This window comes from Gibbsiella greigii (assembly GCF_039540155.1).
Lineage (GTDB): Bacteria > Pseudomonadota > Gammaproteobacteria > Enterobacterales > Enterobacteriaceae > Gibbsiella > Gibbsiella quercinecans.
The window spans coordinates 86,244-112,704 of record NZ_BAABEM010000007.1 but is presented as its reverse complement, the minus strand read 5'-3'; the positions used below and the strand labels follow the sequence as shown (position 1 = coordinate 112,704).

Sequence of the window (26,461 nt, the reverse complement as noted above, 5' to 3'; positions counted from 1 at the left end):
CAAACGCCCAGAATCAGGGAAATAACTGTTGACGTGCTCGCCAAAATCTCTAGAATTCGCCTCCGTGGTTGTATTACTACGGTAATGTTTCTGGCAAGCGAAGGTGGCGGAATTGGTAGACGCGCTAGCTTCAGGTGTTAGTGTCCTTACGGACGTGAGGGTTCAAGTCCCTCTCTTCGCACCAAAAACCACGCGATTTATATTGCACAGCATCTGTGCGAAGGTGGCGGAATTGGTAGACGCGCTAGCTTCAGGTGTTAGTGTTCTTACGGACGTGAGGGTTCAAGTCCCTCTCTTCGCACCACGCTGGTGATATAAATCAAAGCAACAACATCGACTGTGCGAAGGTGGCGGAATTGGTAGACGCGCTAGCTTCAGGTGTTAGTGTCCTTACGGACGTGAGGGTTCAAGTCCCTCTCTTCGCACCAATTGATGGCCTGTTTTATCCCCTCTCCCGTTACAGCCTTTATTCCCCCAGCTTAAATACAACGACCCAATTAATGCGGCGCGTATCAACCAAAGCTGAAGTTAAGACTGATTGCCGCCAGCCCACCGGCCAGCGCCATACAGGAAGGCAACAGCAGATAGTGGCGCCAACGGCTGTTAAACAACATCACCAGCGTTACCAGCATCGCGATCACGATCAGCGTACGCAGTTGCATCATATTCAGATCAACCAACGCCAACAGCGGCATTAATGCGCAGGGTAACAACACGCCCCAGGCGCTGGCCATCCTGCGGCCCAGGCACCAGCTGACGCCCCATAGCCCACACGCGGCAATCATGGCTGCAATCATGACAGGCTCCAAGTGATAATGATTACCAATATCATATATCACTTTTTTTCAGTGCGCATCATTTTCGCAATGCCGGCCAAACGCGGATGACAGACTGGCGAAAAAATGCTAGCTTGCCCTAAGAAAATTCCCAAATCTGGTTGCGTGTTGTACAGCCACACAAAAGAGTGCCAAATTCGGCAACTGATTCACGCGCCGGGAATGACCGACACTTTATTTTCCGACATGCTGTTTTTGTAAAGAGTGCCCCCGTATGAACGCGCGTTCTTATCAGGAATTATTGAACAGTAAACACCGTTTGTTATTACTGCTGTTCTTGTTAATGAATGCAGCCTCTGCAGTCTTTGCGTTATTCGCCCCCTTTAAAGGTACGCCTTCCATCACGCTGGCACTGCTGGGCATTCTGTTGTTTTGCCTGGCGGCATTGTTGTATTCACTGCTTTCGCCGGTGGAGTACGCCAATAAAATCCATATGTTCGCGCTGGTGCTGGGCCTGCTGTGGGCAGCCCATGTCTATATTAAAAGCCGATATATCACTGATGATGCTGAAAATTTCCTAATGATTAGTCTCATCAGCCTGTTTTTGCTTAGCGCCATCACACTGACCAGCAACCTATTGGCCTTTTGCCTGCATGCCATGCCTTCGGCCATTACCATCTTATGGCTTGACGGCATGCACAACACGTTGCGCGTATTGTTCACTCTGGTGCTGCCGATTATTGCCGTCTCGATGCACCATATCCTGCTCAAACGCAGCGAAAACTTTACGCAGGATCTGGTCGCCAACCTGTTCGACGAACGTGACAGGTACAGTGATTTAAGCATGCTCGATCCTTTGACCGGCCTGTATAACCGCCGCGGGCTAAAAAGCAAACTAGAGGCGCTGCCGGCGCCAAACCCAGGCCAGCATTACGTGCTATTGCTCGATATCGATCGCTTCAAAGCCTATAACGACAACTATGGCCATACCATGGGCGATCAGGCCCTGGTGCGCGTGGCCGCCGCGATCCGTGACGCCGTGCGTTCCCGTGATATTGTTGTGCGCTATGGCGGGGAAGAGTTCCTGGTATTGTTAACCAACGTCAACGAGGAGTATGCCTCACAGCTGGCTGAACGCGTGCGCCGACGGGTAGTAGAGTTAGAAATACCACATTATTTCAACCAGTTGGAAACCACCACCGTCACACTCAGCGTGGGGGTAGCAGAACTGGATGGGCAAGATATGGATGCGGCAATCCGCGCGGCGGACACGGCGCTTTATCTGGCGAAAAATAACGGCCGCAACACCATTGAACTGGCGAAAAACATCCGCACTATGGCTTCCTAGGGGCGGCCATCAACACAGCGAAAAAACTTTACCTCGCCGCTCTTTTTCCACATGCCACAGCGGCCCGGGCACATTACACTAACAAGCCAGTAAGCCTACCCGACTGCTATTTTTAATATGGATAACTACCGTTGAAGAACCTATTCTCCGCATCTTTGCTGGCGCTGGGCCTTTGCGCCATGCCGCTGGCCAGCCAGGCCGCTCCCCCCCAGTTGGCTTCACAAATCGTCGATCAGTATGCCGAGCATATTTTCTATAATAGCGGTGCTGTCGGTATGGCGCTGGTGGTGATCGACGGTAACCAGATTGTCAACCGCAGCTTTGGCGACACCAGGCCGGGGAATAACCTGCGCCCGCGCCCAGATTCGTTAATCCGCATCGCATCAATCACCAAGCTGATGACCAGTGAGGTGATGGTAAAAATGGCGGCGGAAGGCAAGGTCAAACTGACAGATCCATTAAGCAAATACGCACCGCGCGGCACCCGCGTACCCGGCTATAACAGCAGGCAGCCGATCACCTTGCTCAACCTGGCGACCCACACCAGCGGGCTGCCGCGTGAACAGCCGGGCCAGAAGCCGCCGAAAACGCCGGTATTCACCTGGCCAACCAAGACCCAACGTTGGCAGTGGCTGGCGCAGGCCTCCATTACTGTCCCGCCGGGTGTACGAGCAGCCTATTCCAACCTGGCGTATGATTTACTGGCCGATGCGCTGTCGCGCGCCGCGGCAAAACCCTATAACGCGCTGCTGCGGGAAAAAGTCACCGCGCCGCTGGGCATGGTGGACACCACGCTCAGCCCCAGCGCCGAGCAATGTTCGCGCCTGATGGTGCCGGCAGCCGGCCCGAGCGCCTGCCGCGATACGACCGCCGCGGCCGGCAGCGGCGGCATTTACTCAACGCCGCGCGATATGCAGCGTTGGATGCAACAATTTCTGGCGTCCAACAATAGCGGGCCACGCAAAACCACCGCCGCCAGTGAGCAAACCATGTATTTCCAGCGCAACGATCTGGTTTCGCTGAAAGGCATGGATGTGCCGGGCCAGGCCGATGCCCTGGGGCTGGGTTGGGTTTACATGGCGCCGAAGGATGGCCTGCCGGGCATCATCCAGAAAACCGGCGGCGGAGGCGGCTTCATTACCTATATGGCGATGGTGCCTCAGCAAAACATTGGCGTGTTTGTCGTCGTCACGCGCTCTGAACTGAGCAAATTCACCAACATGAGCGATCCAGTCAACCGGCTGGTCGGCGATCTGGTGGCAAACCACGGGTAACCATTCCTCTCCCTGCGTGTTCCTCCGGGCCATATTCCCGGAGGAACAACCGCGGAGCGCTCACACTCCCGGCCAAAAACCGTGGTTTCCCCTACCGTGCTGCACTATGCTGAAAGTTTACCGTGCGACAAGGAGCCGACCGCTATGCTCACCAGCCTGATGATCGCCAACCGGCAAACCTGGTTCGGCAACGAAACCATTAACCAGTTGATTCCTCTACTGAAGGCCAATCCTCAGCCCACGCTGCTGTTCAGTTGCCGCTCGTTCCTTAACGGCGCGGTGTATGCCAGCCTGGAACAGGCATTGGCGCCGTTGCTGGCGGGGATCGAGATCGTCAGCAACGAAGCGGCGCCGCAGGAGATCGATGCATGGGTGGCGCAATGGCGTGGCCGGGTGCAGCGCGTGGTAGCCATCGGCGGCGGCAGCGTGCTGGATGCCGCCAAAGCGTTTGCCGCCATGGTTGAACATCCGCTGCCCACGCTGCGCTATCTGGAAAAAATCGGCGACAGCAGCGTCAGTGGCGCAACGTTGCCGCTAATTGCCATCCCTACCACGGCGGGCACCGGCAGCGAGGTCACGCAAAACGCCGTTGTCACTGATACCCAACAGCACAAAGTCAAAGCGTCGTTGCGCCACCCCAATTTCGTGCCGCAGATCGCGATCCTGGATCCGCAACTGCTGCAAGGCGCGCCGGATACGGTGCTGTCCTATTGCGCCATTGACGCCTTTACCCATCTGTTCGAATCTTATCTGTCAAAAACCGCCAGCCGCATGTCGCGCGAAATGTCACTGGCAGGCATCCGCCACTTTCTCAATGCCTGGCCGGCATTAAACCGCAGCGATGAAGCGCGTGAAGAGATTATGCAGGCCGCTTATCTGGGCGGCCTGACGCTCAGTATGGCCGGTCTGGGGATGATCCACGGTATCGCCGGCGAAGTCGGCGCGCTGCGAGCCTATCACCACGGCCACATATGCGGGCGCTTGCTGCTACCGTTTTTAACGCTGCTGGAGCAAGGTACCGAGCCACAGCAACAAACGCGGCTGGCGGAACTGGCGCAGCGCCTATTCCCCCATGCCAAAGACCATCCGGCTCGCTACCTGAGCGCCACCATCACCCATGATGCGATCGTCCCGTTCTGGCAGGACGATCTGCCACTCAGCCAGCGGGAGCTGGCCATCAGCCTGGAAAAATCCAATAGCAAAAATTCGCTGATCGGCTATTCGGCCACGCAGCGCCAGGCGATGATTGCGGCGGCATTTCGTATTGAGTAGCGTGTCGGCTTTCAGCACAACACGGCGAATGGCGGGTATACTCTCCCCCGTTAACGCATAGGAGAGCGAAGATGAGCATTATCGACTGGATCCTGACCGGCATCGCCGTGGGCCTGATTATCGGGGCGCTGATGAAGATTTTCGACAAGAAAAAGGATCGCTGAAGGCTTATAAGATCGACATGGGGCGCAATCAGCGCCCCATTTAATAACAATCCTTCGGGCTGTACCCTAACGAATCAATTCACCTTCACCGGCATACCGGAACGCATTTTAATGGCATCGTCCACGTTATTCTGGTTAACCCCCGCATCCATCAGCACTTTGCCGACCGGCGCGGAAATGGTGATAGGCACCGGCTCTTTGGACTGCAGCTCTTCCTCACTGGCAGACAGCGGGTTGTGCACTTCCAGATAGCGGGAACCGTCCGGCTCAACGCTCGCTTTTACCGGCTCGTTGATAAACTGCACGCGGGTACCTACCGGCACGTTATCAAACAGATACTTGATATCATCGGCACGCAAACGCACGCAGCCGTGGCTGACGCGCAGCCCAATGCCAAAGTTGGCGTTGGTGCCGTGGATGGCATACAGGCGGCCTACGTACAGCGCATACAGCCCCATCGGGTTATCCGGGCCGGCAGGGTACACCGCTGGCAGGATTTCCCCCTGGGCGGCGTATTCTTCGCGCATTTTGGCGGTCGGCGTCCAGGTTGGGCCATCTTTCTTACGCTGCACGCTGGTTACCCAGTTCTGCGGCGTGTCTTTGCCCAACTGGCCGATACCGATCGGCAGCACCACGACGGTGTTAGAGCCTTTCGGGTAGTAGTACAAACGCATCTCGGCGCTGTTGACCACAATCCCCTGGTGCGGGGTATCTGGCAAAATCAACTGCTGCGGGATAGTCAGCGTACTGCCCGGCAGCGGCAGGAACGGATCCACACCGGGGTTGGCTTCCAACATGTTGCTCAGACCCATTTGATACTGGGCGGCAAAGCTTTCCAACGGCAGCTTGCTGTCTGCCGGCACCTGGATCTGGATATTCTCCCCCACCAGGCGGCTGCCCTTGGGAGGCAGCGGATAGACAACGGCAAAGGCAGCCTGGCTGAATGCAACCAGCGCTGTAAACAGGGTTAATAACGCGCGAATGCTCATTTTCATCTTCGTGTAGTGGTGGCCGCACTGGCGGTAATAGACATCGGTTATGGGCGGCCATAAAGACCGGATGCGCATTATATGTTCACTTGGCCCAAAGAGTGAAACATTCCCGGTTTCATATCGCACTTTTTTGTAACCCGGTACTGCTTACTACGGTATTTTTGTTAAGCCGCCAGAGCCGGCGCCGCACCGGCAGTTCAGGCGGGTTCAGGCCTAGGCGCCGAAAAAAGCGTGCCGCCTAACGAAAAAAACGCGTCATGTCGCATACGGATGATGAAAAGAAAATAGCTCCCATTTGATAAAAATAATGATTATTATTCTTAAGTGAGAAGTGGCGCGCAAAAACGTGCCCGGAAACATTTTACTTGTTATTCAATGTTGAGCCTGTTTCGCCGTCCGGCATCTGCCCCGCGGCAATTTGATATGGACTATACGGAGATACTATGACTTCTTTGATCACAAGTGCCCGCTCGCGGTTTGCAAAACGCGCGGTGTCCCCTCTGGTACTGCTGACCACAATGCTGCTTTCCACCGCGCTTTATGCACAGGCCGAGCCGGAAGTGCTGCGCAAACCGGTCGCCAAAGGCGCCTATGAAATGGTTTACAGCCAGGGCCAGGATGCACTGTATCTGGCAACGTCGCAAAGCCGCCGTCTGGATAAAGGCGGTGTGGTTTATCGTCTGGATCCGAAAACGCTGGATATCACGCAAGCTATTCACAACGACATCAAACCGTTTGGTGCCGCGATTAATCAGCAAACCGATACGCTGTATTTCGGCAATACCGTTAACAACTCACTGACCGCCATTGATGCCAAAACCGGTGACGTAAAAGGCCGCCTGGTGCTGGACGCGCGCAAACGCTCTGAAACAGTTCGGCCGCTGGCGCCGCGTGAACTGGTCGCCGATGCCAGTACCGACACCGTTTATATCACCGGCCTGGGGGAATCCAGCGTAGTGTGGGTGGTTGACGGCAAAGACCTGAAACTGCGCACCACCATTACCGATACCGGCAAAATGGGTACCGGCCTGGCGTTGGATGCGGCGGCAAACCGCTTGTACGTCACCAATGGCGACGGTGAACTGATTACCATCGACACCAAAACCAACAAAATCCTCACCCGCAAGAAAATCGACGAAGCCAAAGAACACTTCTTCCTGAATATCAGCCTGGATCCGGCAACGCACCGCGCGTTCCTGACCGACTCGAAGCAGGCCCAACTGCTGGTGGTCGACACCCGCAACGGCAATATTCTCAAAGCCATCGACGTGCCGGAATCACTGGCGGTGCTGTTTAACCCAACGCGTAATGAAGTTTACGTGACCCACCGTAAAACCGGTGAAGTCAGCGTGATCGACGCCAAAACCTACAACGTGTTGCACACCATCAAAACCCCGGTTTATCCGAACAGCCTGGCGCTGTCGCCGGATGGCCAAACGCTGTACGTCAGCGTGAAGCAGGCTTCAACCCGTGATAAAGAAGCGACGGATCCAGATGACGTGATTCGCATCGCCTTCAAATAATCCCCAGGGGCGCAACCGCGCCCCTGTTTACCCCCACTGGCACCCACGTAAGAGCACAACCTGACAGCCCAAACAGACTATAATGTGACAAACATCACAGCTTTCACTTTTTACCCTTTCCTGTAAGTTGAGCTGCCAGAGCGCATGGCACAAGCGATCACAAAATGGGTGCTGTACAGCAATCCGACGGTCATTTGAATTCTTTGTCCCAGGTCAAAAAAATCCGCCCAATCCCAATATATAGTGCAGACATATCTAAATTAAACTATATATAGTATTTATCCACAAAATCATCCACAACCGCCGCACCCCTTGTGCGCCGCGGGTTTGGCCTGTGGATAAGCCAAAATTCGCATAACGCTCCACATCCGGGCAAGGAGAAACAACGTGAAACCAGTAGTGATCAAACGGGATGGTTGCCAGGTACCTTTTGACGAGGCGCGTATCGGCCAGGCGGTGGAACGAGCGGCGCTGGCCGCCGAGATTGTCGACGCCGACTATTGCGCCACCATTGCCCGGGTGGTCGCTCAACAGATGGAACAACGCCAACGCGTCGATATTCACGAAATTCAGCAGGCGGTGGAAAACCAGCTGATGGCCGGCCCTTACAAACAACTGGCGCGCGCCTATATCGAATATCGCCACGATCGCGATATCTCGCGTGAGTTACGCGGCCGCCTCAACCAGGAAATCCGCGGCCTGGTGGAGCAAAGCAACGTGGCGCTGCTCAATGAAAACGCCAACAAAGACAGCAAAGTGATCCCAACCCAGCGCGATCTGCTGGCCGGTATCGTCGCCAAGCACTACGCCAAGCAGCATATCCTGCCACGTGACGTGGTGCTGGCGCATGAGCGTGGCGAAATCCACTACCACGATCTCGACTATTCGCCGTTCTTCCCAATGTTCAACTGTATGCTGATCGATCTGAAAGGCATGCTGACCAACGGCTTTAAAATGGGCAATGCCGAGATCGAACCGCCAAAATCGATCTCCACCGCCACCGCCGTGACGGCGCAGATTATCGCCCAGGTTGCCAGCCACATTTACGGCGGCACCACCATCAATCGAATTGACGAAGTGCTGGCACCGTTTGTTAGCGAAAGCCACAACAAACACCGGAAAGTGGCCGAACAATGGCAGATCCCGGATGCGGAAGGCTACGCCATGGCGCGGACCGAAAAAGAGTGCTACGACGCCTTTCAGTCGCTGGAATATGAGGTGAATACCCTGCACACCGCCAATGGCCAGACGCCGTTCGTGACCTTCGGCTTCGGTCTGGGCACCAGTTGGCAGTCGCGTATGATCCAACAGTCGATCCTGAAAAACCGTATCGCCGGGCTTGGCAAAAACCGTAAAACCGCGGTATTCCCGAAGCTGGTATTCGCCATTCGCGATGGCCTGAACCACCGCTTCGACGATCCGAACTACGATATCAAGCAGCTGGCGCTGGAATGCGCCAGCAAGCGCATGTACCCGGATATTCTGAACTACGATCAGGTGGTTAAAGTCACCGGTTCTTTCAAAACCCCAATGGGCTGCCGCAGCTTCCTGGGCACCTATGAAGAGAACGGCGAACTGATCCACGATGGCCGTAATAACCTGGGCGTGATCAGCCTGAACCTACCGCGCATCGCGCTGGAGGCCAAGGGCGATGAGTCACGCTTCTGGGTGCTGCTGGACGATCGCCTGAACCTGGCCAAGAAGGCATTGATGACGCGTATCGCGCGGCTGGAAGGGATCAAAGCGCGCGTCGCTCCCATCTTGTATATGGAAGGCGCCTGCGGCGTGCGGCTGAAGGCCGACGACGACATTGCCGAAATCTTCCGCAATGGCCGCGCGTCTATCTCGCTGGGCTATATCGGTATTCATGAAACCATTAACGCGCTGTTCGGCACGGAAAAACACCTGTATGACGACGACGCGCTACGCGCCAAAGGCATCGCCATCGTGGAACGGCTCAGCGCCGCGACCGAAAGCTGGAAGAAAGAAACCGGCTACGGCTTCAGCCTGTACAGCACCCCCAGCGAAAACCTGTGCGATCGTTTCTGCCGGCTGGATACCGCCGAATTTGGCGTGGTGCCCGGCGTGACCGACAAAGGCTACTACACCAATAGCTTCCACCTGGACGTGGAGAAAAAGGTTAACCCGTACGACAAACTGGATTTTGAAGCGCCTTACCCACCGCTCGCCAGCGGCGGCTTCATCTGCTACGGCGAATACCCGAACCTGCAGCACAACCTGAAAGCGCTCGAAGACGTTTGGGATTACAGCTATACCCGCGTGCCGTACTACGGCACCAATACGCCAATCGACGAATGCTATGCATGTGGCTTCACCGGTGAGTTTGAGTGCACCAGCAAAGGGTTCACCTGCCCGAAATGCGGCAACCATGACTCCACCAAGGTTTCGGTGATCCGCCGCGTATGCGGCTACCTGGGCAGCCCGGACGCACGGCCGTTCAACGCCGGCAAGCAAGAAGAGGTGAAACGCCGGGTCAAGCATTTAAACAATGGGCAGTTAGGTTAACCCCGCCCTCACCCTGGCCCTCTCCCCCAGGGAGAGGGTTGATGTGGGGAAACTTGCACCGCCCTGCTCCCTCTCCCCTTGGGAGAGGGCTGGGGTGAGGGAACTGCGCCGCCCTGCCCCCTCTCCCCTTGCAAAAGGGCTGGGGTGAGAACACTGGTACCGCTCCGCCCCCTCTCCCACTGGGAGAGGGTTGGGGTGAGGGAAATACAAACAGAAGCCAATATTATGAACTACCACCAGTACTACCCAATTGACGTCGTCAACGGCCCCGGAACACGTTGCACCCTGTTCGTTGCCGGCTGTGTGCACCAATGCCCTGGCTGCTACAACAAAAGCACCTGGCGGCTGAACTCGGGCCTACCGTTTACCGCGGCGATGGAAGATCAGATCATCAACGATCTCAACGACCCCCGCATCCCTCGCCAGGGGCTGTCGCTTTCAGGTGGCGATCCGCTACACCCGCAGAACGTGCCTTTCATCTTGCAGTTGGTCAAACGCGTGCGCGCAGAATGCCCCGGCAAGGATATCTGGGTGTGGACCGGCTATCAGCTTGCCGAATTAGACGCTGCGCAAATGCGAGTGGTGGATCGGATTAACGTCTTGATCGATGGGAAATTCGTGCAGGATCTGAAAGATCCGATGTTGATCTGGCGCGGCAGCAGCAACCAAGTGGTGCACAGGCTGCGCTAAGGCCGTTTCCCGCACATCGCCTCTAAACCGGCCTTAGCGCCGATGCAGTTGGTCGGACTCCAGAATATTCACCCCGCTCCCAGCGCTAAACGCCTGCGCCAACAGGGCGTGCGCCACGTCCTGCGCCGCCACCGCACGCCATTTTCCCGGCAGCAGCTTGAACAACGGCGCCGTCAGGCGCTCCAGCCCACGCGGCGTTGCGCGCTCCCCCAACAGCATTGATGGCCGTACCAGCGTCAGGCGCGGCCAGTTCTGTTCACGCAGCGCTTGCTCCATCTCACCCTTAGTGCGGTTATAGAAAAAACCGGAGCGTGGGTTAGCCCCCAGCGCACTGACCACCAGGCAGTGCCGCGCACCCAGCCGCCGCCCGGCCTGCGCGCTCGCCACCACCAGCGAAAAGTCCACATCACGGAACTTCTCGGCGCTGCCCGCCTGCCGGCGCGTGGTGCCCAGGCAGCAAAACACGGCGTCGACCGGCGCTTCCAGGCCGGCCAACAGCGCATGCAAATCGCCGCCGACCGAGTTATCCAGTTTGGCGTGCGGCGGCAAGGGCACGCGCGTCGGTGCGACGATCGCCGTAACCCGCTCATCGGCCTGCAACTGCCGCAACAGCGCACTGCCGACCAGGCCGGTAGCCCCAACCAGTAAAACCTTCATCATGCGTCTCCTTATTCGCTGCGGGACCAGTGCAGTTTTTTGCCAAAGCCCAGCGTATTGTCGGTCATTTTGACCTCCTGCAGGGTGAGTTGCCAGATTGGTGCCTTCATCACTTTGGCGATCGGGAAGCGCTTGCAATAGCGGGCGCGCGCCAATGCCTCTTCTTCCCCGGAAAGCCGGGCGATATCACCGCCGTACTGCACCCCGCGGATCAGCGCGATCGTTTTCGGCTGTGGCGCGATGGTGCCGACGACCCGTGGCCGCTGCTGCATCAGCTCGCCGTGGCGGGTGTGCGGTTCCGTCATCAGCCACAGCGCCATGCGCTCGGCGTCAAACACGTAAAAGCAGTTAGCGCACCACATGTCTTCGCCGTTGCCAGCGCACAGCGTCAGTACGTGTTGCTTATTCAAAAAACGGGCGATCAGTGATAGGTCTTCGCTCATACTGGCTCCGGTTCCCTGTACTTGGTTAAGGTCACGCCGGTGATTTTCAGTTGGCACCCCAGCAGGGGCGTAAAAAAGGGTACAGAAACCCGGCGGCATTCCCTATAGTAACCTGAGCGAAAATATTGGAAATCACAAAGGGATAGCGGGTGAAAGAAAGCACTTCCTGGCACCTTTATATGCTGCGGTTGCCTAACGGCATGCTCTATACGGGGATCACTACCGATGTGGCACGGCGCGTGGCGCAGCACCAGGCGGGCAAAGGAGCCAAGGCCCTGCGCGGCAAAGGGCCGTTGGCGTTGGCATACCACTGCCAGATTGGCGACCGCTCGCTGGCATTGCGGCTGGAATACCGGGTAAAGCAGCTTAGCAAACAGCAAAAAGAGCGGCTGGTAAGCCACCCGCCCCTTTCGCTGGTGCACCTGTTGCCTGGCGCTAAAAACGATTAAACGGCGCTGAATACGCCACCAGCCCGCAGGGGCCAGCCAATGCGTCTTCAGCCAGCGGGTAAACCTGCAGGGCGCTTTCGCCACCGGGCCAACGGCAGTGCAAATCGTACTGCGCCGCATTTTTAAAGCCCAGGCGCGCGTAATAGGCCGGCTCGCCCAGCACCACCACGGCGGCATAGCTGAATTCATTGAGCGCATCCAGCCCTTCATACACCAGCCTCTCGCCCAGCCCCTGGCCGCGCAGGCTTTCCTCCACCGCCAGCGGCGCAAGCGCCACCCATTGGCGATCTTCGCCGGCAACGTCCACCGGGCTAAAGGCGGCGTAACCCACCACCCCGCCTTCGTCGTCCGTGGCAACAATCCCCAGCGTTAGCAGGCCATCTTCACGCAGTTGGTGAACCAGTTCGGCCTCGTCATCACGGCCAAAGGCGCGGCGAAGCAGGGCATCAATGCCCGCGGCGTCCACAGGAATTTCCACGCGTATCAGCATGGCGCCACCCGTTGCGGAGGTTGTTCGACGCAATCTTGCAAGCCAGCCTCAACGAAATCGGCCAGTTGCAGCAGGCCAATACGCAGCGGCGCCGGCATGGATTCAAGCTCGATGGCGTCCATTAGGTTTTTGACGTACAGGCCCAACTCGGTATCCCCTTCGATCTGAAGCCGGCGTTGGAAAAACAGCGTATCGGGATCCTGCTTGCGCGCCGCGACCAGGATCAGATCGTTGGCATCGCCGCTGAAGCTGACATCCGCCTGCGCATGCTGGCTCACCACCAACCGATCGTTCTCCACGCTCATAAACCAGCTCAGCGCCAGATCGCGTATTTCGATCTTCAGCCAGCGCGATTCCAAAAACGCCAGTTCGCCATCGGCCAGCGCTTGGCGGAACTGCCAACTCAGCACCTGCTGTAAAACCTGGCGTTGCAGAGCAAACGGCGTGAGTTTTAACGGTACGCGCAACAGCGCTGGCCCCTGACGCACAAGGCGTGCTCGTAGTTTTTCCAACACAGTCATTCACTCCTTTCAATACAGATTGCCAGTATTTTGCCACATCGGTGCCCAGGTACCGCGGCTTATATCAACAAATCGGCATTTCAACACCGTGACACCCCGTTTATCAATACGCCAGAAACTGCCCCAAATCAAAGCCTGTTGGCCACGGCTTCACTAAAATTAGCCTCTTGTTTCAATTACTGCCGGTAAAAATGCTTATCCCCATGCGGCTTAGAGCCGCAGCGCGAAAAATCAGAGTATACCCGGCAACAATTATCACAGCGAATAAGCCCGCTGGATCAGGATAAATCTATGGAGCTGCTTTGCCCCGCCGGCAACCTGCCGGCTTTGAAAGCCGCGGTGGATAATGGTGCCGATGCCGTTTACATCGGCCTGAAGGACGACACCAATGCGCGCCATTTCGCCGGGCTCAATTTCACCGAGAAAAAGCTACAGGAAGCGGTGAACTACGTGCATCGGTATAACCGCAAGCTGCATATCGCCATCAATACCTTCGCGCACCCGGACGGCTATGCCCGCTGGCAACGGGCGGTGGATATGGCTGCGCAGTTGGGTGCGGATGCGCTGATCCTGGCGGATCTGGCCATGCTGGAATATGCCGCGGAGCGTTATCCGCAGGTAGAACGCCACGTCTCGGTGCAGGCTTCCGCCACCAACGAGGAAGCGATTCGCTTTTACCAGCGCCACTTCGACGTACACCGCGTGGTGCTGCCGCGCGTGCTGTCGATGCACCAGGTGAAGCAACTGGCTCGCACCAGCCCGGTGCCGCTGGAAGTGTTCGCCTTCGGTAGCCTGTGCATCATGGCCGAAGGGCGCTGTTACCTCTCCTCTTACCTGACCGGTGAATCCCCCAATACCGTTGGCGCCTGTTCGCCGGCGCGGTTTGTGCGCTGGCAGCAAACGCCGCAGGGCATGGAATCACGCCTTAACGAGGTGCTGATCGACCGCTATCAGGATGGGGAAAACGCCGGCTACCCGACGCTCTGTAAGGGCCGCTACCTGGTGGACGACGTGCGTTACCATGCGCTGGAAGAGCCCACCAGCCTCAATACGTTAGAACTGTTGCCGGACCTGCTGGCCGCCAACATTGCTTCGGTGAAAATTGAAGGCCGCCAACGCAGCCCGGCATACGTCAGCCAGGTGGCACGGGTATGGCGCCAGGCCATCGATCGCTGTAAAGCCAACCCAGGCGCCTATCAGCCCGATCCTCGCTGGATGGAAGCCTTGGGCGCGATGGCCGAAGGCACCCAAACCACGCTCGGTGCCTATCACCGCAAATGGCAGTAGGAGGACGCATGAAATACGCACTCGGGCCAGTGCTCTACTACTGGCCGAAAACGCAAACTGAAGCCTTTTACCAGCAGGCCAAAGACAGCAGCGCCGACATCATTTACCTGGGCGAACACGTCTGCCCCAAGCGGCGCGAGATGAAAGTGGGCGACTGGCTAGCACTGGCGCAGGAAGTGGCCAAGTCCGGCAAGCAGGTGGTGATCACCACGCTGGCGCTGTTGCAGGCGCCTTCTGAACTGAACGAGCTGAAACGCTATGTGGAAAACGGCGAGTTTCTGATTGAAGCCAACGATCTGGGCACGGTTAATATGGCCGCGGAGCGCGGGCTGCCGTTCGTCGCCGGCCATGCGCTGAACTGCTACAACGCCTACACGCTGCGCCTGCTGCACAAACAGGGCATGGTGCGCTGGTGCATGCCGGTGGAGCTTTCGCGCGACTGGCTGGCGAACCTGCTGGCGCAGTGCGACGAACTGGGGTTCCGCCATCAGTTTGAGGTGGAAGTGATGGGCTATGGCCACCTACCGCTGGCCTATTCGGCACGCTGTTTTACCGCCCGTTCGGAAAACCGCGGCAAAGACGAATGTGAAACCTGCTGTATCAAATACCCGCAGGGGCGCGCCATGCGCTCGCAGGAAAACCAGCAGGTGTTCGTGCTAAACGGTATCCAAACCTTAAGCGGTTATTGTTACAACCTGGGCAACGAACTGGCGGCAATGCAGGAACTGGTGGACATTGTGCGCCTGTCACCGCAGGGGCCAGACACGCTGGCGATGGTCGATCATTTCCGCGCCAACCAACAGGGCCAACAGCCGCTGGCGCTGGCCGATCGCGCCGACTGTAACGGCTACTGGCGCCGCCTGGCCGGGCTGGAGCTGGTGCAGCAATAAGGTATGTTCCCCGCCGCGGCGGGGAACACTGTGCTTGTGACTTTTCGGAGTTGGCGTAAAACGGATTATCCCCGCTGGCGCGGGGAACACGAGAGCGTATGGTTGATGAGGTTCAGATGTATCGGTTTATCCCCGCTGGCGCGGGGAACACGAGTTACCCGCTCCCATCGGCACCCGCATGTACGGTTTATCCCCGCTGGCGCGGGGAACACAGTTTTTGCAGTAGCGCCATTAGCTGCGAATCCGGTTTATCCCCGCTGGCGCGGGGAACACTGCGTTAGGGAATCCACACCATATTCCATAGTCGGTTTATCCCCGCTGGCGCGGGGAACACCGGAACGCGTTCCACCAAATGCCCTCGGTTTCCGTTTTATCCCCGCTGGCGCGGGGAACACTCATTTCGTTAATGACAAAAAGCAGCAGTGGCCGGTTTATCCCCGCTGGCGCGGGGAACACGCATTGCGCTCCGGGTAGATATAAAACGAGCACGGTTTATCCCCGCTGGCGCGGGGAACACGTGATTCCCCGGATAACGACGGCGGGGTTTGGTGGTTTATCCCCGCTGGCGCGGGGAACACCCATTGGTCGCCTCATTTTCTTCAATCACGCGCGGTTTATCCCCGCTGGCGCGGGGAACACTCGTTGACAGTTATGTCAATGCAACCGGCGCACGGTTTATCCCCGCTGGCGCGGGGAACACCGTGAATTCTGAGAAATTTGCAGGGGGAAAGTCGGTTTATCCCCGCTGGCGCGGGGAACACAATTCCTGATGACCATTGCCGTCGGCTGGGATCGGTTTATCCCCGCTGGCGCGGGGAACACAGACTCCTGCGGAGAGGCGATCCGCGCGCTGTCGGTTTATCCCCGCTGGCGCGGGGAACACTTTCACGATATGCCGATCCCATTCCCGTTCGACGGTTTATCCCCGCTGGCGCGGGGAACACTGGCGTTTGCCAACGTTGATGGAAAGTCGTTCCGGTTTATCCCCGCTGGCGCGGGGAACACCGTGTTGCGCGGTGCCGTCACCAAACGAGTTGCGGTTTATCCCCGCTGGCGCGGGGAACACTGGTCGTTATCAAAATGGTGGCAAGCGGACAACGGTTTATCCCCGCTGGCGCGGGGAACACCCATCCAGTGATAGGCGCTCAGCCAGGAACGGCGGTTTATCCCCGCTGGCGCGGGGAACACATTGACTGAGCGAGCCATTATTTTTCACCCACCGGTTTATCCCCGCTGGCGCGGGGAACACTCCAACAGCTGCGGCGAGGCAACCAAATCCAACGGTTTATCCCCGCTGGCGCGGGGAACACCTGGTGATGATGTGCTCCATCATCTCGGCCGGCGGTTTATCCCCGCTGGCGCGGGGAACACTCCCTAAAGATGATATGAACCTATCCCGCATATGGTTTATCCCCGCTGGCGCGGGGAACACGAAATCCCCGGCAGCTTCATGGACCATTCGGGCGGTTTATCCCCGCTGGCGCGGGGAACACGTCGGGTGGAAAATACAAACATTCAGTCTCTCCGGTTTATCCCCGCTGGCGCGGGGAACACGCGATGTCAGCCATCTTGCTCATGTTATCGAGCGGTTTATCCCCGCTGGCGCGGGGAACACCAGCCGTTTGGCTAACTCCGCCATCTCATCATCGGTTTATCCCCGCTGGCGCGGGGAACACGGATAACCAAACTCGTCCCACAGTTTGGTTCGCGGTTTATCCCCGCTGGCGCGGGGAACACACATACTCTTTACCGGCTGTGAACGTGTCACCCGGTTTATCCCCGCTGGCGCGGGGAACACGAAGGGTTTTTCTTGATGTACTGCATACGCTCAGGTTTATCCCCGCTGGCGCGGGGAACACCAAACCAGGGCGGCGATATGGCGGAAAGTACGCGGTTTATCCCCGCTGGCGCGGGGAACACTCGTCAAACAGATGACCAATGGCCTGCAGCAACGGTTTATCCCCGCTGGCGCGGGGAACACTCTAAACGTATATAACTGTTATATAATAACTTTTTCAAGCATTAAAAATTCACCAACTTTTCCCTGTTTTTAAAGAACCATAACCTATTGATTTTCAAAAGGGTAGAAGGATACCAATCTTAATCCATCAAGATCTACCGGCATGCGCCTGTTCTCACCCAAGGTTTGAAAGTCAAAACCCGACTCATTGTTCGTTGCCCAAGACATAACAACATTGCCGTCATCCGCTAGCGCAGTGATTTGTTGCCAGATCATCTCTCTAACTTTGCGGGACGTATTTCCTATATAAACCCCGGCTCGGACTTCAAGCAACCAAATAGCCAAACGCCCCCGCAAACGAGGAGGCACATTTTCAGTCACAACCACCAACATACCCATCAGTTACGACTCCGATGGCCGACGTCACCCAATGATGTCGGCTCAGGAATAGCCGGTGGTTGCGCATCTTCAAATGGTTTAGGCATTTCAATTTCACCGGCGGCTAATACTTCTTCAATCAACGGGATCAAACGGGCTAATGTTTTTTGGCTGCGAAAAATATCGCGGCAGGCCAAACGTACTGCTTTATCTGGTAATAGGGGAGAAGCAGCTGCAATTTCAAAGGCTTTTGGAACAACGCCTTCAAATTTAATTATATCTGCAATGTCATAAACAAAAGATAATGGCTTTCCGGTATGTACAAAACCAATGGCAGGAGCATAACCCGCCGCTAGCACGGCGGCTTCAGTAATACCATATAAGCAAGACGTTGCCGCACTGATACATTGATTAACAACATCACCTTTTTCCCAATCCTTCGGATCATAACGCCGCCCATGCCACTTCACGCCATAACGCTGAGCCAATATGGAATAAGTTTGCCTTACCCTGGCACCTTCTATGCCACGCAACTGCTCAACTGAACGACGGCTCGGCGCAGGTTCGCCAAATCGTAATTCGAACATCTTGCGCACCACTTTCAGACGCAGATCCTCATCCAAGGCCAACTTGGCCTGATATAACAAACGATCTGAACGCGCACCACCAGGTTGCCCACTGGCATACATTCTAACACCTGCTTCCCCCACCCAAACCAAGAGCGTCCCTGCGGTTGCTGCTAACCTGACTGCGGCGTGTGAAACTCGTGTTCCCGGCTCCAGCATAATACAGGCAACGCTACCTAATGGAATATGCGTACGTACGCCGGTTTTATCCACCAAAACGAACGCACCATCAATAACATCGATCTGCCCATATTGCAGGAACACCATCGACGTTCTATCTTTCAGCGGAAGAGGATTAAGAGGAATAAAACCCATAAGTTATCCTCTTTTTATCATTAACAGCCCACAACCTAACGCTTTGCTTTTTCCCAGCCCAGAGTGCAAAACATCTAAAAAAAGCGCTGGCTCCGTCACGGTTAAATACCCCGCATAATCAACGGTGCTAAACGTAATTGGCCTTTCCCCAGTTCGCCGTACAAACCTTTGAGATTTATAGGCCACAACATTAGTTAAACCATCAGCTATAGGTAACAAGCGGAAACCGTTACGCTGCCCCTGCTCAATTAGCCATCGTTGGGCTGCTTGTTCTTGTAACTGCCACCATACATCAGTAGCAATACCCTGTTGCCGGGCATGAAATTTGGCGTCCATCATCACATCGCTGCGCTTATTATTACGAGTAACAACCGGATTGGCTCGCAAACAAAAATGTAGCCGCATCCCTTGGTACAACAGCGGGGAGAATGGTTTAGTTTCAACCCGGAACAGGTTATGTTCCTGGTTGGGTCTGCGCGCAGACAAAAGGTAAAACAGCCCGTTAGAAGAAACCGATTTCTCCTGACGAAATAAATAGCTCCGCTCTCGCTCCTCGGGAAAGAGCTGCCATAGCCATTGATGGCTTGCATAGGGTTGTTGCTCGCTGAACCATTTATGCAACATGGTAGGTGGCAGTTTTGCTACATCCAACGTAACACGAGAAAGAAACATTACGCCTCCCTCCGATACTTCCCACTGTGCTGCACCCGCAGGCCAAATTGCCAACGCCGGCGGCTAAGCGGCCGATCGCTACGCTGCTGCGCCCCTAATAATTCAACACCTTCCTGCTCACCCTCCCAGTAGCACATCACTTCAGGGGCCGGTTGAGCAAACAATAAGGCAAGATCCTGCTCCAGTGATTTTTCCCCCTGCCGGAATGCTTCCGCCAGGTTTCCTTCAACAATTTTCGGCGCCAAAGGCAGTGCCAACGGGCATGCCTTACGCCCAAGATAAAGAGGAAAGTCCGGAGCATTCAGTGCCAGGGCCAGGGCATCCAACGTTTCAGGCGCGCCTGCCGTAGCTTCAACCGCAATCAGATAATAGGCATCACAGCGATATTCTCTTACCGATAACAGGGTACCCACTTCTTCCGGCGCCATGGTTAACTCATCACGCCGGGTAACATAACTGCGCTTTCTATTTTCTTTAGGCACTTGCGTAGTGTGGTAGTCCCGTAACCACTGTTCACGGGAAGAAAGCGGCAACACGGCAAAGCAATAATGCTGGTTGAATTGGTTCAACCGCGCCTCCTGCTCCCGCGAGATCCCAAGCGCAGCGGCCAGCAACCCCAGTAAAGCAGAACGCGTTGGTATCACATCAGTATGGCGAACCTCACCCACAGCGGCGGCGCCCCAAGAGGCAAGCGGCGCATAGAGCTGGAATAATAAATAGCGGGACATACAGCCTCCTTACTGCGCAACAAAATCCAACAATGCAGACAACGTGCCTTTCCCGGTTTCCACATTCAGCTCATTACGCTGCGCGCTTACGCCATAAGCACGATCAAACTTCTGATATTGCGCCTTCAGGCAAGAAATGGCCTGGTTAAGCTGATCTTCCCCCCGAACCGGATTAAAAAATGCGACTGACAGCGAGCGCGGTTGTTTATCTCCCCGTTCAGCCAGCACGTAAGACGCATAAGCGCGTGAAGCAAAACTGTTTTGCTTGCCAGTAGGCGAAACCGTAATTGCCGTTTCCGTCAACGCGCGCAACGTGCATTTCAGCAGCGCCTCGTCACCGTTCAGATTTTGCAACAACAGATCGCGGCTGATGCAGATATAGCTATACAGCAATGCCGAAGCGAACCCCTGCTCCCCCATATGTGCAGAACCGGCATCTTCCTCCTTACGGTTTAAATCATCAACAGCGGTAAAAAAGTCCTCTTCCACCGTGACTGCGCTGACCCCCAACGCATGGGCAACCTGGCAAGCAGCCTCAACATTAAACTCCGGGCTGGATGCCAACATTCGACCGAATAGCGCAATATCCACCCCCTGAGCCTGCGCCCTTAATAATTTCAGCTCGTCGTCATGCGGTTCGCGTTTTTCACCAATTAATTTCCCAACCAATTGCGTAATCAGCGTTTTTTCTTCCGGGCTGATATGCACCAGTTGTTCAATATCCAGGTTTTCTACCGCATAGGCATTCTTATCCGCTTTTATCTTGCCGAATTGAGCAGCGATTTTGCCGGCAATAGCCAAGGCCAGTTTGTCATTCACTTCGCCGGAAATAAGCTGCTGGTAAACCTCACGCCCCAAGCGGCGGGTTCGTTCACCGATGTGGCCACTTAGTGCCTGTTGAAAGGTTTCCGATGTGCGCCAGGCACGTTTTAAACTTTGTGACGAAACCCGTAAACGCTCCACGCCCCCCATGATGGCGGTTTTCGGGCGCCCGGTATCATCACGGTTCAGGTTTGCCGGTGCATAAGCGGTCAATAAGTGAAGCTGAATAAACGTTGTCATTGTTCAATCCTTGTTTATTGATTATTTTTCTGATGCCATTAAATATTCACTCGCCCACCGTACGTTATTTCGCCGGAAGGGGTTCACTTCTGCGGCACAATGTTCCTCACGCGCCAGCCATTCACGCACCCACAGGAAAATACCGTCGGCCAACGAAACGATATTTACGCCTTCATCCGCCCGGAGCTTTACTGCTTTGATAAGCTGGCCACATAACTCTTCTGGCGACCGAACCTGCTGCAGACGTTCAAAACGCAATCGGGACAAGCAAGGGCGCCCCTTTAACTCGGCGCCCAACTGGGCGGCAAAGCTCCCTTGCGCATTCGCTCTGCGCGCATGAACAACCACACTGGCAAATACGGCCAGCGCTAGCAGATCGCCAGGCTGTAGCGCCATTACTTTGCTCAACCGCTGGTTCAACACATGAAAACCTTCACAGGTAAGGGCGCCATATGATCCCCTCACCCTCCGTAGTTCTGCCCGCCATAAACGCCCATTGAAAGATTTGTCACGATCGCGTTGCTGTAGGTCATAAAACCAATTCGTTAATACATCCTGTGCAACTTTCTGGGTAAAAACCAATTCCTTGCGTGTATTGCTGTCAAGCACCTTGCACCTCCTTACGCTCCGCCATCAACGGTTGTAAATCTTTTAGCACTTTCAATTTGGTGTAGTTTTTATCCAGCATGCGCCGGGCACGCAGAATCCGTAGCAGATCCTCACTGTCATCCGGGTTAGCCAATGCCAGGCGATCAAACATCACAAATAATTGCTGATGCAGGGACGATACCCAGTGTTTTAGCGCCGTGCGGGCCGCCGCCACACAGGCAGGATCCTGTATTACATGGGGTAACAGCAGGCGAAAGAAGGGTTCGGTTTCCTGCCAGTAGGCAATATCTACTGTGCTGAAATCCCCTTTGGCCTCTTTCGGCGTGGAAAACCATGCTTCTTTCAGCGCCTGCCGCAGCAGCGGCAAACACCCAACGGCCAGGACCACCACTCGCTCCAGCACAGCCGCCAACTGCTGGCGCTCAAGTTTCGCCAAAGAAAAACGGGGCACCCGGTGTTCATACCAACAACGCGCCTTGGCATTATCCATATCAAAACCAAAGCACCACAGGTAAGTTTGCTCCCCAATGCTCCCCCGGGTGGCATTCCGTTCCCGAACTACCCGTGCCGGCAGGGTGCGGTTAAACTTGTCCTCCGCCCCTAACGCCAACCCTAACCAATCTTTATAGGCCAGCCCACCGGGTTGCCCCTTCAATGCCAGCAACGGAGATCCTTCTTTCAGCGCCTGGCGATAGGGGGATAGCGGGTGCAACCAGCCATCATATTGCACGCCATAATTCTTGTTGCGTATTTGCGTAAGCAGCGTTTCATGTTCTTCACCACAGAGATCGCAGCAACCTGGCTCCGTGAGGGAAAAATCGATTTCAATGCGGCGGGGCATACCCCAATAGGCTTGCAACGGATGGGCGTTTTCCGGCGTAACGCTATTCCCGGCTTTCTCGCTGGTGCGCGTGGGCGCCAACCAAGGGAAAATCAGCGGGAGTTCATCGGGACGCGGCTTTTGTTCCTGTGGAATAACGTTCAGCCATAATTTTTTCCACAGCGGGTTTTCATTCTTTTGCGGCATCACCAGCGTGGTCATTGGCCCACCGCCGCGCATGCCCACGCGAAAACCGGCCCCTGCCGCCGGGGAATTCGTCTGCACGGTGAACAATGCGATGGCTGCGCAATGCGGGCAAAAACGCTGATAGCTATTGCGCTTAATAAAGTGATCTTTGTTTAACTTCAGCGTATTGCCGCCCGGCGCATCAATCAATAGGCCGGAAATGGACGTATTTTCACTTTCCAAGGAGGAAAAATCTTGCAAGAAAGCCGGTTTTTGCGGGCCAAATTGCATTGCTTCAGTTATCGTCGCCAGAGCCTGCCGCCATGCTGCGGCATCAATGCCGTCGTCCCAAACCTCTTCCCATCCTTCTTCATCTTCCGGCGCATAAACCGTTTGTAACAGGCCGATTAACAACTGATAAGCCGCCCCCTGAAAATCTGCTCTGGGGTAGGCCAGATCGGCAATATCATCATCGGTGATCTGCACCGGCGAGATTTTTTTATTCCACCCAGCATGCGTGATCACCGGCAACCAGGGTTCTGTGAGCAATGAAAAAGATGACATTTTTTCTCCTTAGTTATTATTTATCCCCAACAGCCCTAAATCCTTGCGGTAATAATCACACTCCTCGTCGATAGCTAACAGCAATACCTTGCCTTGCGGCCGATGCTGCTGTTGCCTGAACAGTTCCAGCTCCTCTTCCTGCAACTGCGGCAACGTCGCGCAATGCGCTTGCCACCAGCTCTCCCGTACCTGCACACGGCTTTTTTCCCACGGGAAATCTTCCGTTCCTGCATAGGGGCTAATGCCTACGGGTGTACGATAGGCAAGATAAATATCCAGGGTAGGCTCACTCAGACGGGTTGATAACTCAACTGCATCACTCCACAGCGTATCGCTGGCGCGTCGGTCATAGCCCTTATCGCGGGATAGCACGTTCTGCCCTGCCGCCGCACGCGCACTTAGCATTTTGCCATACACTTGATCCGCCACATCTCGTAGTGCTAGCGGGGCGTCAATCACCTCTTCATACACACTTTCCACCAGCGTTCTGGCCTGTTCCGGCATCGTTATTGCCCCCAGATCGCGTAACACCGCCTGGGTACGCCACAAACAGGCGTGATCGGCATACACATAACCGGTATTCCGTAAAGATTCACCTAACCAATTGAGTTGAGCGTCAGGCTGCCATACGGGAGCCAATATCGATAATACCGGCGCAGGGCGCGCATCGTTTAATGCGGTGGCAACCTTGCCGTTTTTATCACGGATATGGCGCTGCAACCGACCAGCCCGCTGAATGAGCAAATCTATTGGGGCCAGATCGCTGATCATCATATCCAGATCGATATCCAGACTTTGCTCTACTACTTGTGTAGCAATAAGAACTTTGCCCCGTCGGGCATGTGGATCAGCGTTCTTACCAAACCAATCCAATGCGGTTTGTTCAATACGCATACGATCGATAAAAGCAAAACGGCTATGGAACAACAGCAGGTTTTCTTCCGGAATAGTGCCCCGCAGCCGTAATTGGTGATAAACCAGCATCGCGTCATCAACGCTATTACGTATCCAGCAAATACAGCGTTGTTCTGCCGCGGCTTTTTCAATCATGGCAATCGCTTCGTCCAATTGCGTTAGCCAATGTACTGTGACATGTCGCTTGACTGCCGCTCGGGTAGCCAATTGCCGTTCAACCAAACCATGGCAATGCAAATATGATGCCCACGGGTAGCCTGCATCTTTTTCCGGGGCAGGAGCAGCCCATCCTGCACCACGAGAAAAGGCGGTTAATAATCTACTGCGTAATGAAAAGGGTAATGTCGCACTCAAAATGATGGTGCTTCCCCCCTGTGCGGCATGAAACAACAACAACCCTTCCAACAAACGGACCATATAGCCGTCATAGGCATGTACTTCATCTAATATCAGCACTTTGTTATTGATGCCAAGCAGGCGCAAGGATTGATGCCGATATGGCATAGCCGCCATTAATAATTGATCCAGCGTGCCTACCCCAACCTCAGCTAATAATGACTTTTTACGCGAATCTGCAAACCAACGATTACATTCACTGCTAGCACCAGACTCCGTAGCAGTGTAACTGCGCTGACCATGATTATCTCCCTGCCAAACAGATTGACTGAATGCCTGAGACATTTTGCTGGCACCATGCGCTAAAACCAAAGAGGGATGAGCAGATGGATGAAATAAGGCTCGATAAGCATTGGCTAAACGCTGATACATCGCATTTGCCGTTGCCATGGTGGGTAAACCAACATATAAACCATCGGCATTCCCCTGCGCCATCAAACGATTAGCCAGAATCAATGCGGCTTCTGTTTTCCCTGCGCCAGTGACATCTTCCAGAATGTGTAATTGAGCTCCAGACAGGCTGATATCCAGATCGTTAGCATATTGCTGTAATGGAGTAAGCTGCTGAATAAAAGGGAAAAGGCCAGAATAACCATGAAAAGTATTCACCGCCGAAGGCGACGGTAGAGAGGCAATCGTTTTTTCCGATTTCCACCGAGCTTGAACCCAATAATCCGCTAACGACATTGGCTTAGCGACAAAAGGAAAATAATCCTGATTCGATCCCAACCAGTCAGCCAACACAGCTAACCCAGCCAATAACCAGCTTTGTTTTTTTAACTCCGCACGCCATGTTTTATCAGCAAACTGGGGAGGGAAAGCCGTCTGGGGGAAAATATGCCGCAACGCAACCAGATAACATTCGGCAGCCGCTATATCATCCTGAGTAAAGGCCAATGCCCCGTTGGTGATTTCCGGCGGGATACCATGATGGCCGGTAACCAGTTGCCACCAGATATCTAGGCTGCCTTTCCATTGTTTCTTTTTCTCATCCCCAGGGAATAGAGGAATGTCATCATTAAGCCAACGGGGTAACAGATGCTCACACCAAACCCAATATCCCAGCGAGTCATGCCGAGAATGGTAAGCACGACCAGCATCTGGCACCAAAAAAACATCATCATGCTGATAAAGTTGCTGAAAACCACGCGCAAATTTACCAATATCATGCATAGCCAAAAAATACGCGAACCAATTAGCTCCATCGGATTGCGAAAAACCCAATTCAGCAAAAATATCCGCAGCATGAAAGCGGTTATGCATAACCAACTGATAGCCGCAGGCCGCGACATCCAGACAGTGATAGGGTAATAAATGATAATCGTCACCACCGGTATCTTGGGATCTATTCGCTTTGCCCCAGTAGCGCATATAGCAAGGAGGCATTATTCCATGCATATATATTCCTTGTCAGAGGTGCTTCCGTCGTACCCAATACGCTAAGAGAGCCGATTCAAAAGAAAGACTCCAGAACGTCCGTCTACAATTCATTTCCACGATGGTGGAAAGCTCGCACACGCGTAACATACGAATAACAATTCATATTACTTAATGACCACAATCAGGTTAACAAATTGAAATTATTCACAATAATAATTTCATCACTTTGACTCTGAATTTTGCGAATCTGATTACATTATTTATAACAACTTACTGTAAATTCATCCAAACTATTTTTAAAACTACTGGCAAAAACTATGGCTGGCGTTAACATTCCAACAAATATGTGAACCAAAATAGAGGTGACATCATATACCCAATATCGACAGCGGATATGAAAAGCACTCGCAGCGTGAGTGTTCCCGTGCCCACCGTTGCTCCCTTAGTCGGTTTATCCCCGCTCACGCGGGGAACACAGATGTTAAAAGGCGAGGAGTGGTCCCCCCGCTGGTTTATCCCCGCTGGCGCGGGGAACACTTCACCCACTG

The 26,461-nt window shown here is 54.9% G+C and carries 23 protein-coding genes, 3 tRNA genes and 1 CRISPR repeat array; of the genes, 12 read left to right on the top strand and 14 right to left on the bottom strand.

What is annotated here, in order from left to right; all coding sequences use genetic code 11:
• Positions 1-97: 97 nt before the first annotated feature.
• The 3 genes from AC559G_RS07100 to AC559G_RS07090 all read left to right on the top strand — a co-directional run bounded on the left by AC559G_RS07100 (position 98) and on the right by AC559G_RS07090 (position 428).
• Positions 98-184 (top strand) — tRNA-Leu (locus AC559G_RS07100).
• A gap of 33 nt (positions 185-217) precedes the next feature.
• Positions 218-304, top strand: a tRNA-Leu gene (locus AC559G_RS07095).
• A 37-nt stretch (positions 305-341) separates the two neighbouring features.
• Positions 342-428 (top strand) — tRNA-Leu (locus AC559G_RS07090).
• Positions 429-512: 84 nt separating this feature from the next.
• On the opposite strand, the gene AC559G_RS07085 is transcribed toward AC559G_RS07090, so the two are convergent.
• On the bottom strand, positions 513-797 hold the full coding sequence (locus tag AC559G_RS07085) for a DUF1435 domain-containing protein (RefSeq protein ID WP_095846080.1): 285 nt from the start codon (positions 795-797) through the stop codon (positions 513-515).
• A gap of 253 nt (positions 798-1,050) precedes the next feature.
• Here AC559G_RS07085 and AC559G_RS07080 point away from each other — a divergent pair, with 253 nt between their 5' ends.
• The 3 genes from AC559G_RS07080 (at position 1,051) to AC559G_RS07070 (ending at position 4,670) form a co-directional block, all read left to right on the top strand.
• A complete protein-coding gene (locus AC559G_RS07080; RefSeq protein ID WP_498912024.1) occupies positions 1,051-2,124 on the top strand; it encodes a diguanylate cyclase in 1,074 nt (357 codons plus the stop codon).
• 131 nt (positions 2,125-2,255) lie between these two features.
• Positions 2,256-3,398, top strand: coding sequence for a D-alanyl-D-alanine-carboxypeptidase/endopeptidase AmpH (gene ampH, locus AC559G_RS07075; RefSeq protein WP_498912023.1), 1,143 nt, complete (start codon positions 2,256-2,258; stop codon positions 3,396-3,398).
• Positions 3,399-3,542: 144 nt separating this feature from the next.
• On the top strand, positions 3,543-4,670 hold the full coding sequence (locus tag AC559G_RS07070) for a dehydroquinate synthase/iron-containing alcohol dehydrogenase family protein (RefSeq protein ID WP_498912022.1): 1,128 nt from the start codon (positions 3,543-3,545) through the stop codon (positions 4,668-4,670).
• 238 nt (positions 4,671-4,908) lie between these two features.
• On the opposite strand, the gene AC559G_RS07065 is transcribed toward AC559G_RS07070, so the two are convergent.
• A complete protein-coding gene (locus AC559G_RS07065) occupies positions 4,909-5,829 on the bottom strand; it encodes a L,D-transpeptidase family protein (protein ID WP_498912185.1) in 921 nt (306 codons plus the stop codon).
• A 440-nt stretch (positions 5,830-6,269) separates the two neighbouring features.
• On the opposite strand from AC559G_RS07065, the gene yncE reads away from it, so the two are divergent.
• From yncE to nrdG, 3 genes are all read left to right on the top strand, one after another.
• Positions 6,270-7,349, top strand: a complete 1,080-nt coding sequence (gene yncE / locus AC559G_RS07060; protein ID WP_438598448.1) for a 7-bladed beta-propeller protein YncE — start codon at positions 6,270-6,272, stop codon at positions 7,347-7,349.
• A 387-nt stretch (positions 7,350-7,736) separates the two neighbouring features.
• Positions 7,737-9,875, top strand: a complete 2,139-nt coding sequence (gene nrdD, locus AC559G_RS07055) for an anaerobic ribonucleoside-triphosphate reductase (RefSeq protein WP_498912021.1) — start codon at positions 7,737-7,739, stop codon at positions 9,873-9,875.
• 225 nt (positions 9,876-10,100) lie between these two features.
• Entirely contained in the window at positions 10,101-10,565 is a 465-nt protein-coding gene (gene nrdG, locus AC559G_RS07050) for an anaerobic ribonucleoside-triphosphate reductase-activating protein (RefSeq protein ID WP_498912020.1), read from the top strand.
• 33 nt (positions 10,566-10,598) lie between these two features.
• Here nrdG and AC559G_RS07045 read toward each other — a convergent pair whose 3' ends face one another.
• Together AC559G_RS07045 and AC559G_RS07040 are read right to left on the bottom strand one after the other, a co-directional pair.
• The gene (locus AC559G_RS07045) at positions 10,599-11,225 is read right to left on the bottom strand and encodes an NAD(P)H-binding protein (protein WP_498912019.1); all 627 of its coding nucleotides are present in this window, start codon (positions 11,223-11,225) and stop codon (positions 10,599-10,601) included.
• Positions 11,226-11,233: 8 nt separating this feature from the next.
• Positions 11,234-11,665, bottom strand: coding sequence for a YhbP family protein (locus AC559G_RS07040; protein WP_498912018.1), 432 nt, complete (start codon positions 11,663-11,665; stop codon positions 11,234-11,236).
• Positions 11,666-11,844: 179 nt separating this feature from the next.
• Here AC559G_RS07040 and AC559G_RS07035 point away from each other — a divergent pair, with 179 nt between their 5' ends.
• Positions 11,845-12,114, top strand: a complete 270-nt coding sequence (locus AC559G_RS07035; RefSeq protein WP_498912184.1) for a GIY-YIG nuclease family protein — start codon at positions 11,845-11,847, stop codon at positions 12,112-12,114.
• Here AC559G_RS07035 and AC559G_RS07030 read toward each other — a convergent pair.
• Together AC559G_RS07030 and ubiT are read right to left on the bottom strand one after the other, a co-directional pair.
• The gene (locus tag AC559G_RS07030; RefSeq protein ID WP_498912017.1) at positions 12,101-12,604 is read right to left on the bottom strand and encodes a GNAT family N-acetyltransferase; all 504 of its coding nucleotides are present in this window, start codon (positions 12,602-12,604) and stop codon (positions 12,101-12,103) included. The genes AC559G_RS07035 and AC559G_RS07030 overlap by 14 nt on opposite strands.
• Entirely contained in the window at positions 12,598-13,119 is a 522-nt protein-coding gene (ubiT, locus tag AC559G_RS07025; protein ID WP_121553719.1) for a ubiquinone anaerobic biosynthesis accessory factor UbiT, read from the bottom strand. The genes AC559G_RS07030 and ubiT overlap by 7 nt, the downstream gene beginning before the upstream one ends.
• Positions 13,120-13,416: 297 nt before the next feature.
• On the opposite strand from ubiT, the gene ubiU reads away from it, so the two are divergent.
• Positions 13,417-14,412, top strand: coding sequence for a peptidase U32 family protein (ubiU, locus tag AC559G_RS07020; RefSeq protein WP_498912016.1), 996 nt, complete (start codon positions 13,417-13,419; stop codon positions 14,410-14,412).
• A gap of 8 nt (positions 14,413-14,420) precedes the next feature.
• Positions 14,421-15,302 (top strand): U32 family peptidase, encoded by an 882-nt coding sequence (locus tag AC559G_RS07015; RefSeq protein ID WP_498912015.1) that lies wholly within the window; start codon positions 14,421-14,423, stop codon positions 15,300-15,302.
• Positions 15,303-15,363: 61 nt separating this feature from the next.
• Positions 15,364-17,283: a CRISPR direct-repeat array (repeat unit 29 nt; unit sequence CGGTTTATCCCCGCTGGCGCGGGGAACAC).
• A gap of 84 nt (positions 17,284-17,367) precedes the next feature.
• Here the strand turns inward: AC559G_RS07015 and cas2e are convergent.
• The 8 genes from cas2e to cas3 are packed head-to-tail and all read right to left on the bottom strand — an operon-like array spanning position 17,368 to position 25,931.
• Positions 17,368-17,661 (bottom strand): type I-E CRISPR-associated endoribonuclease Cas2, encoded by a 294-nt coding sequence (gene cas2e, locus AC559G_RS07010; RefSeq protein ID WP_498912014.1) that lies wholly within the window; start codon positions 17,659-17,661, stop codon positions 17,368-17,370.
• On the bottom strand, positions 17,661-18,581 hold the full coding sequence (cas1e, locus tag AC559G_RS07005) for a type I-E CRISPR-associated endonuclease Cas1 (protein WP_498912013.1): 921 nt from the start codon (positions 18,579-18,581) through the stop codon (positions 17,661-17,663). The genes cas2e and cas1e overlap by 1 nt, the downstream gene beginning before the upstream one ends.
• A gap of 3 nt (positions 18,582-18,584) precedes the next feature.
• Entirely contained in the window at positions 18,585-19,253 is a 669-nt protein-coding gene (gene cas6e, locus AC559G_RS07000; RefSeq protein ID WP_498912012.1) for a type I-E CRISPR-associated protein Cas6/Cse3/CasE, read from the bottom strand.
• On the bottom strand, positions 19,253-19,981 hold the full coding sequence (cas5e, locus tag AC559G_RS06995; RefSeq protein ID WP_498912011.1) for a Cas5 family CRISPR-associated protein: 729 nt from the start codon (positions 19,979-19,981) through the stop codon (positions 19,253-19,255). Before cas5e ends, cas6e begins: the two co-directional genes overlap by 1 nt.
• Before the next feature lie 9 nt (positions 19,982-19,990).
• On the bottom strand, positions 19,991-21,043 hold the full coding sequence (gene cas7e, locus AC559G_RS06990; protein WP_498912010.1) for a type I-E CRISPR-associated protein Cas7/Cse4/CasC: 1,053 nt from the start codon (positions 21,041-21,043) through the stop codon (positions 19,991-19,993).
• Between the two features lie 21 nt (positions 21,044-21,064).
• A complete protein-coding gene (gene casB, locus AC559G_RS06985; protein WP_498912009.1) occupies positions 21,065-21,652 on the bottom strand; it encodes a type I-E CRISPR-associated protein Cse2/CasB in 588 nt (195 codons plus the stop codon).
• Positions 21,645-23,222: a type I-E CRISPR-associated protein Cse1/CasA gene (gene casA / locus AC559G_RS06980; RefSeq protein ID WP_498912008.1), complete on the bottom strand. Its 1,578-nt coding sequence runs from the start codon at positions 23,220-23,222 to the stop codon at positions 21,645-21,647. The genes casB and casA overlap by 8 nt, the downstream gene beginning before the upstream one ends.
• Before the next feature lie 9 nt (positions 23,223-23,231).
• Entirely contained in the window at positions 23,232-25,931 is a 2,700-nt protein-coding gene (gene cas3, locus AC559G_RS06975) for a CRISPR-associated helicase Cas3' (RefSeq protein WP_498912007.1), read from the bottom strand.
• Between the last annotated feature and the right edge of the window lie 530 nt (positions 25,932-26,461).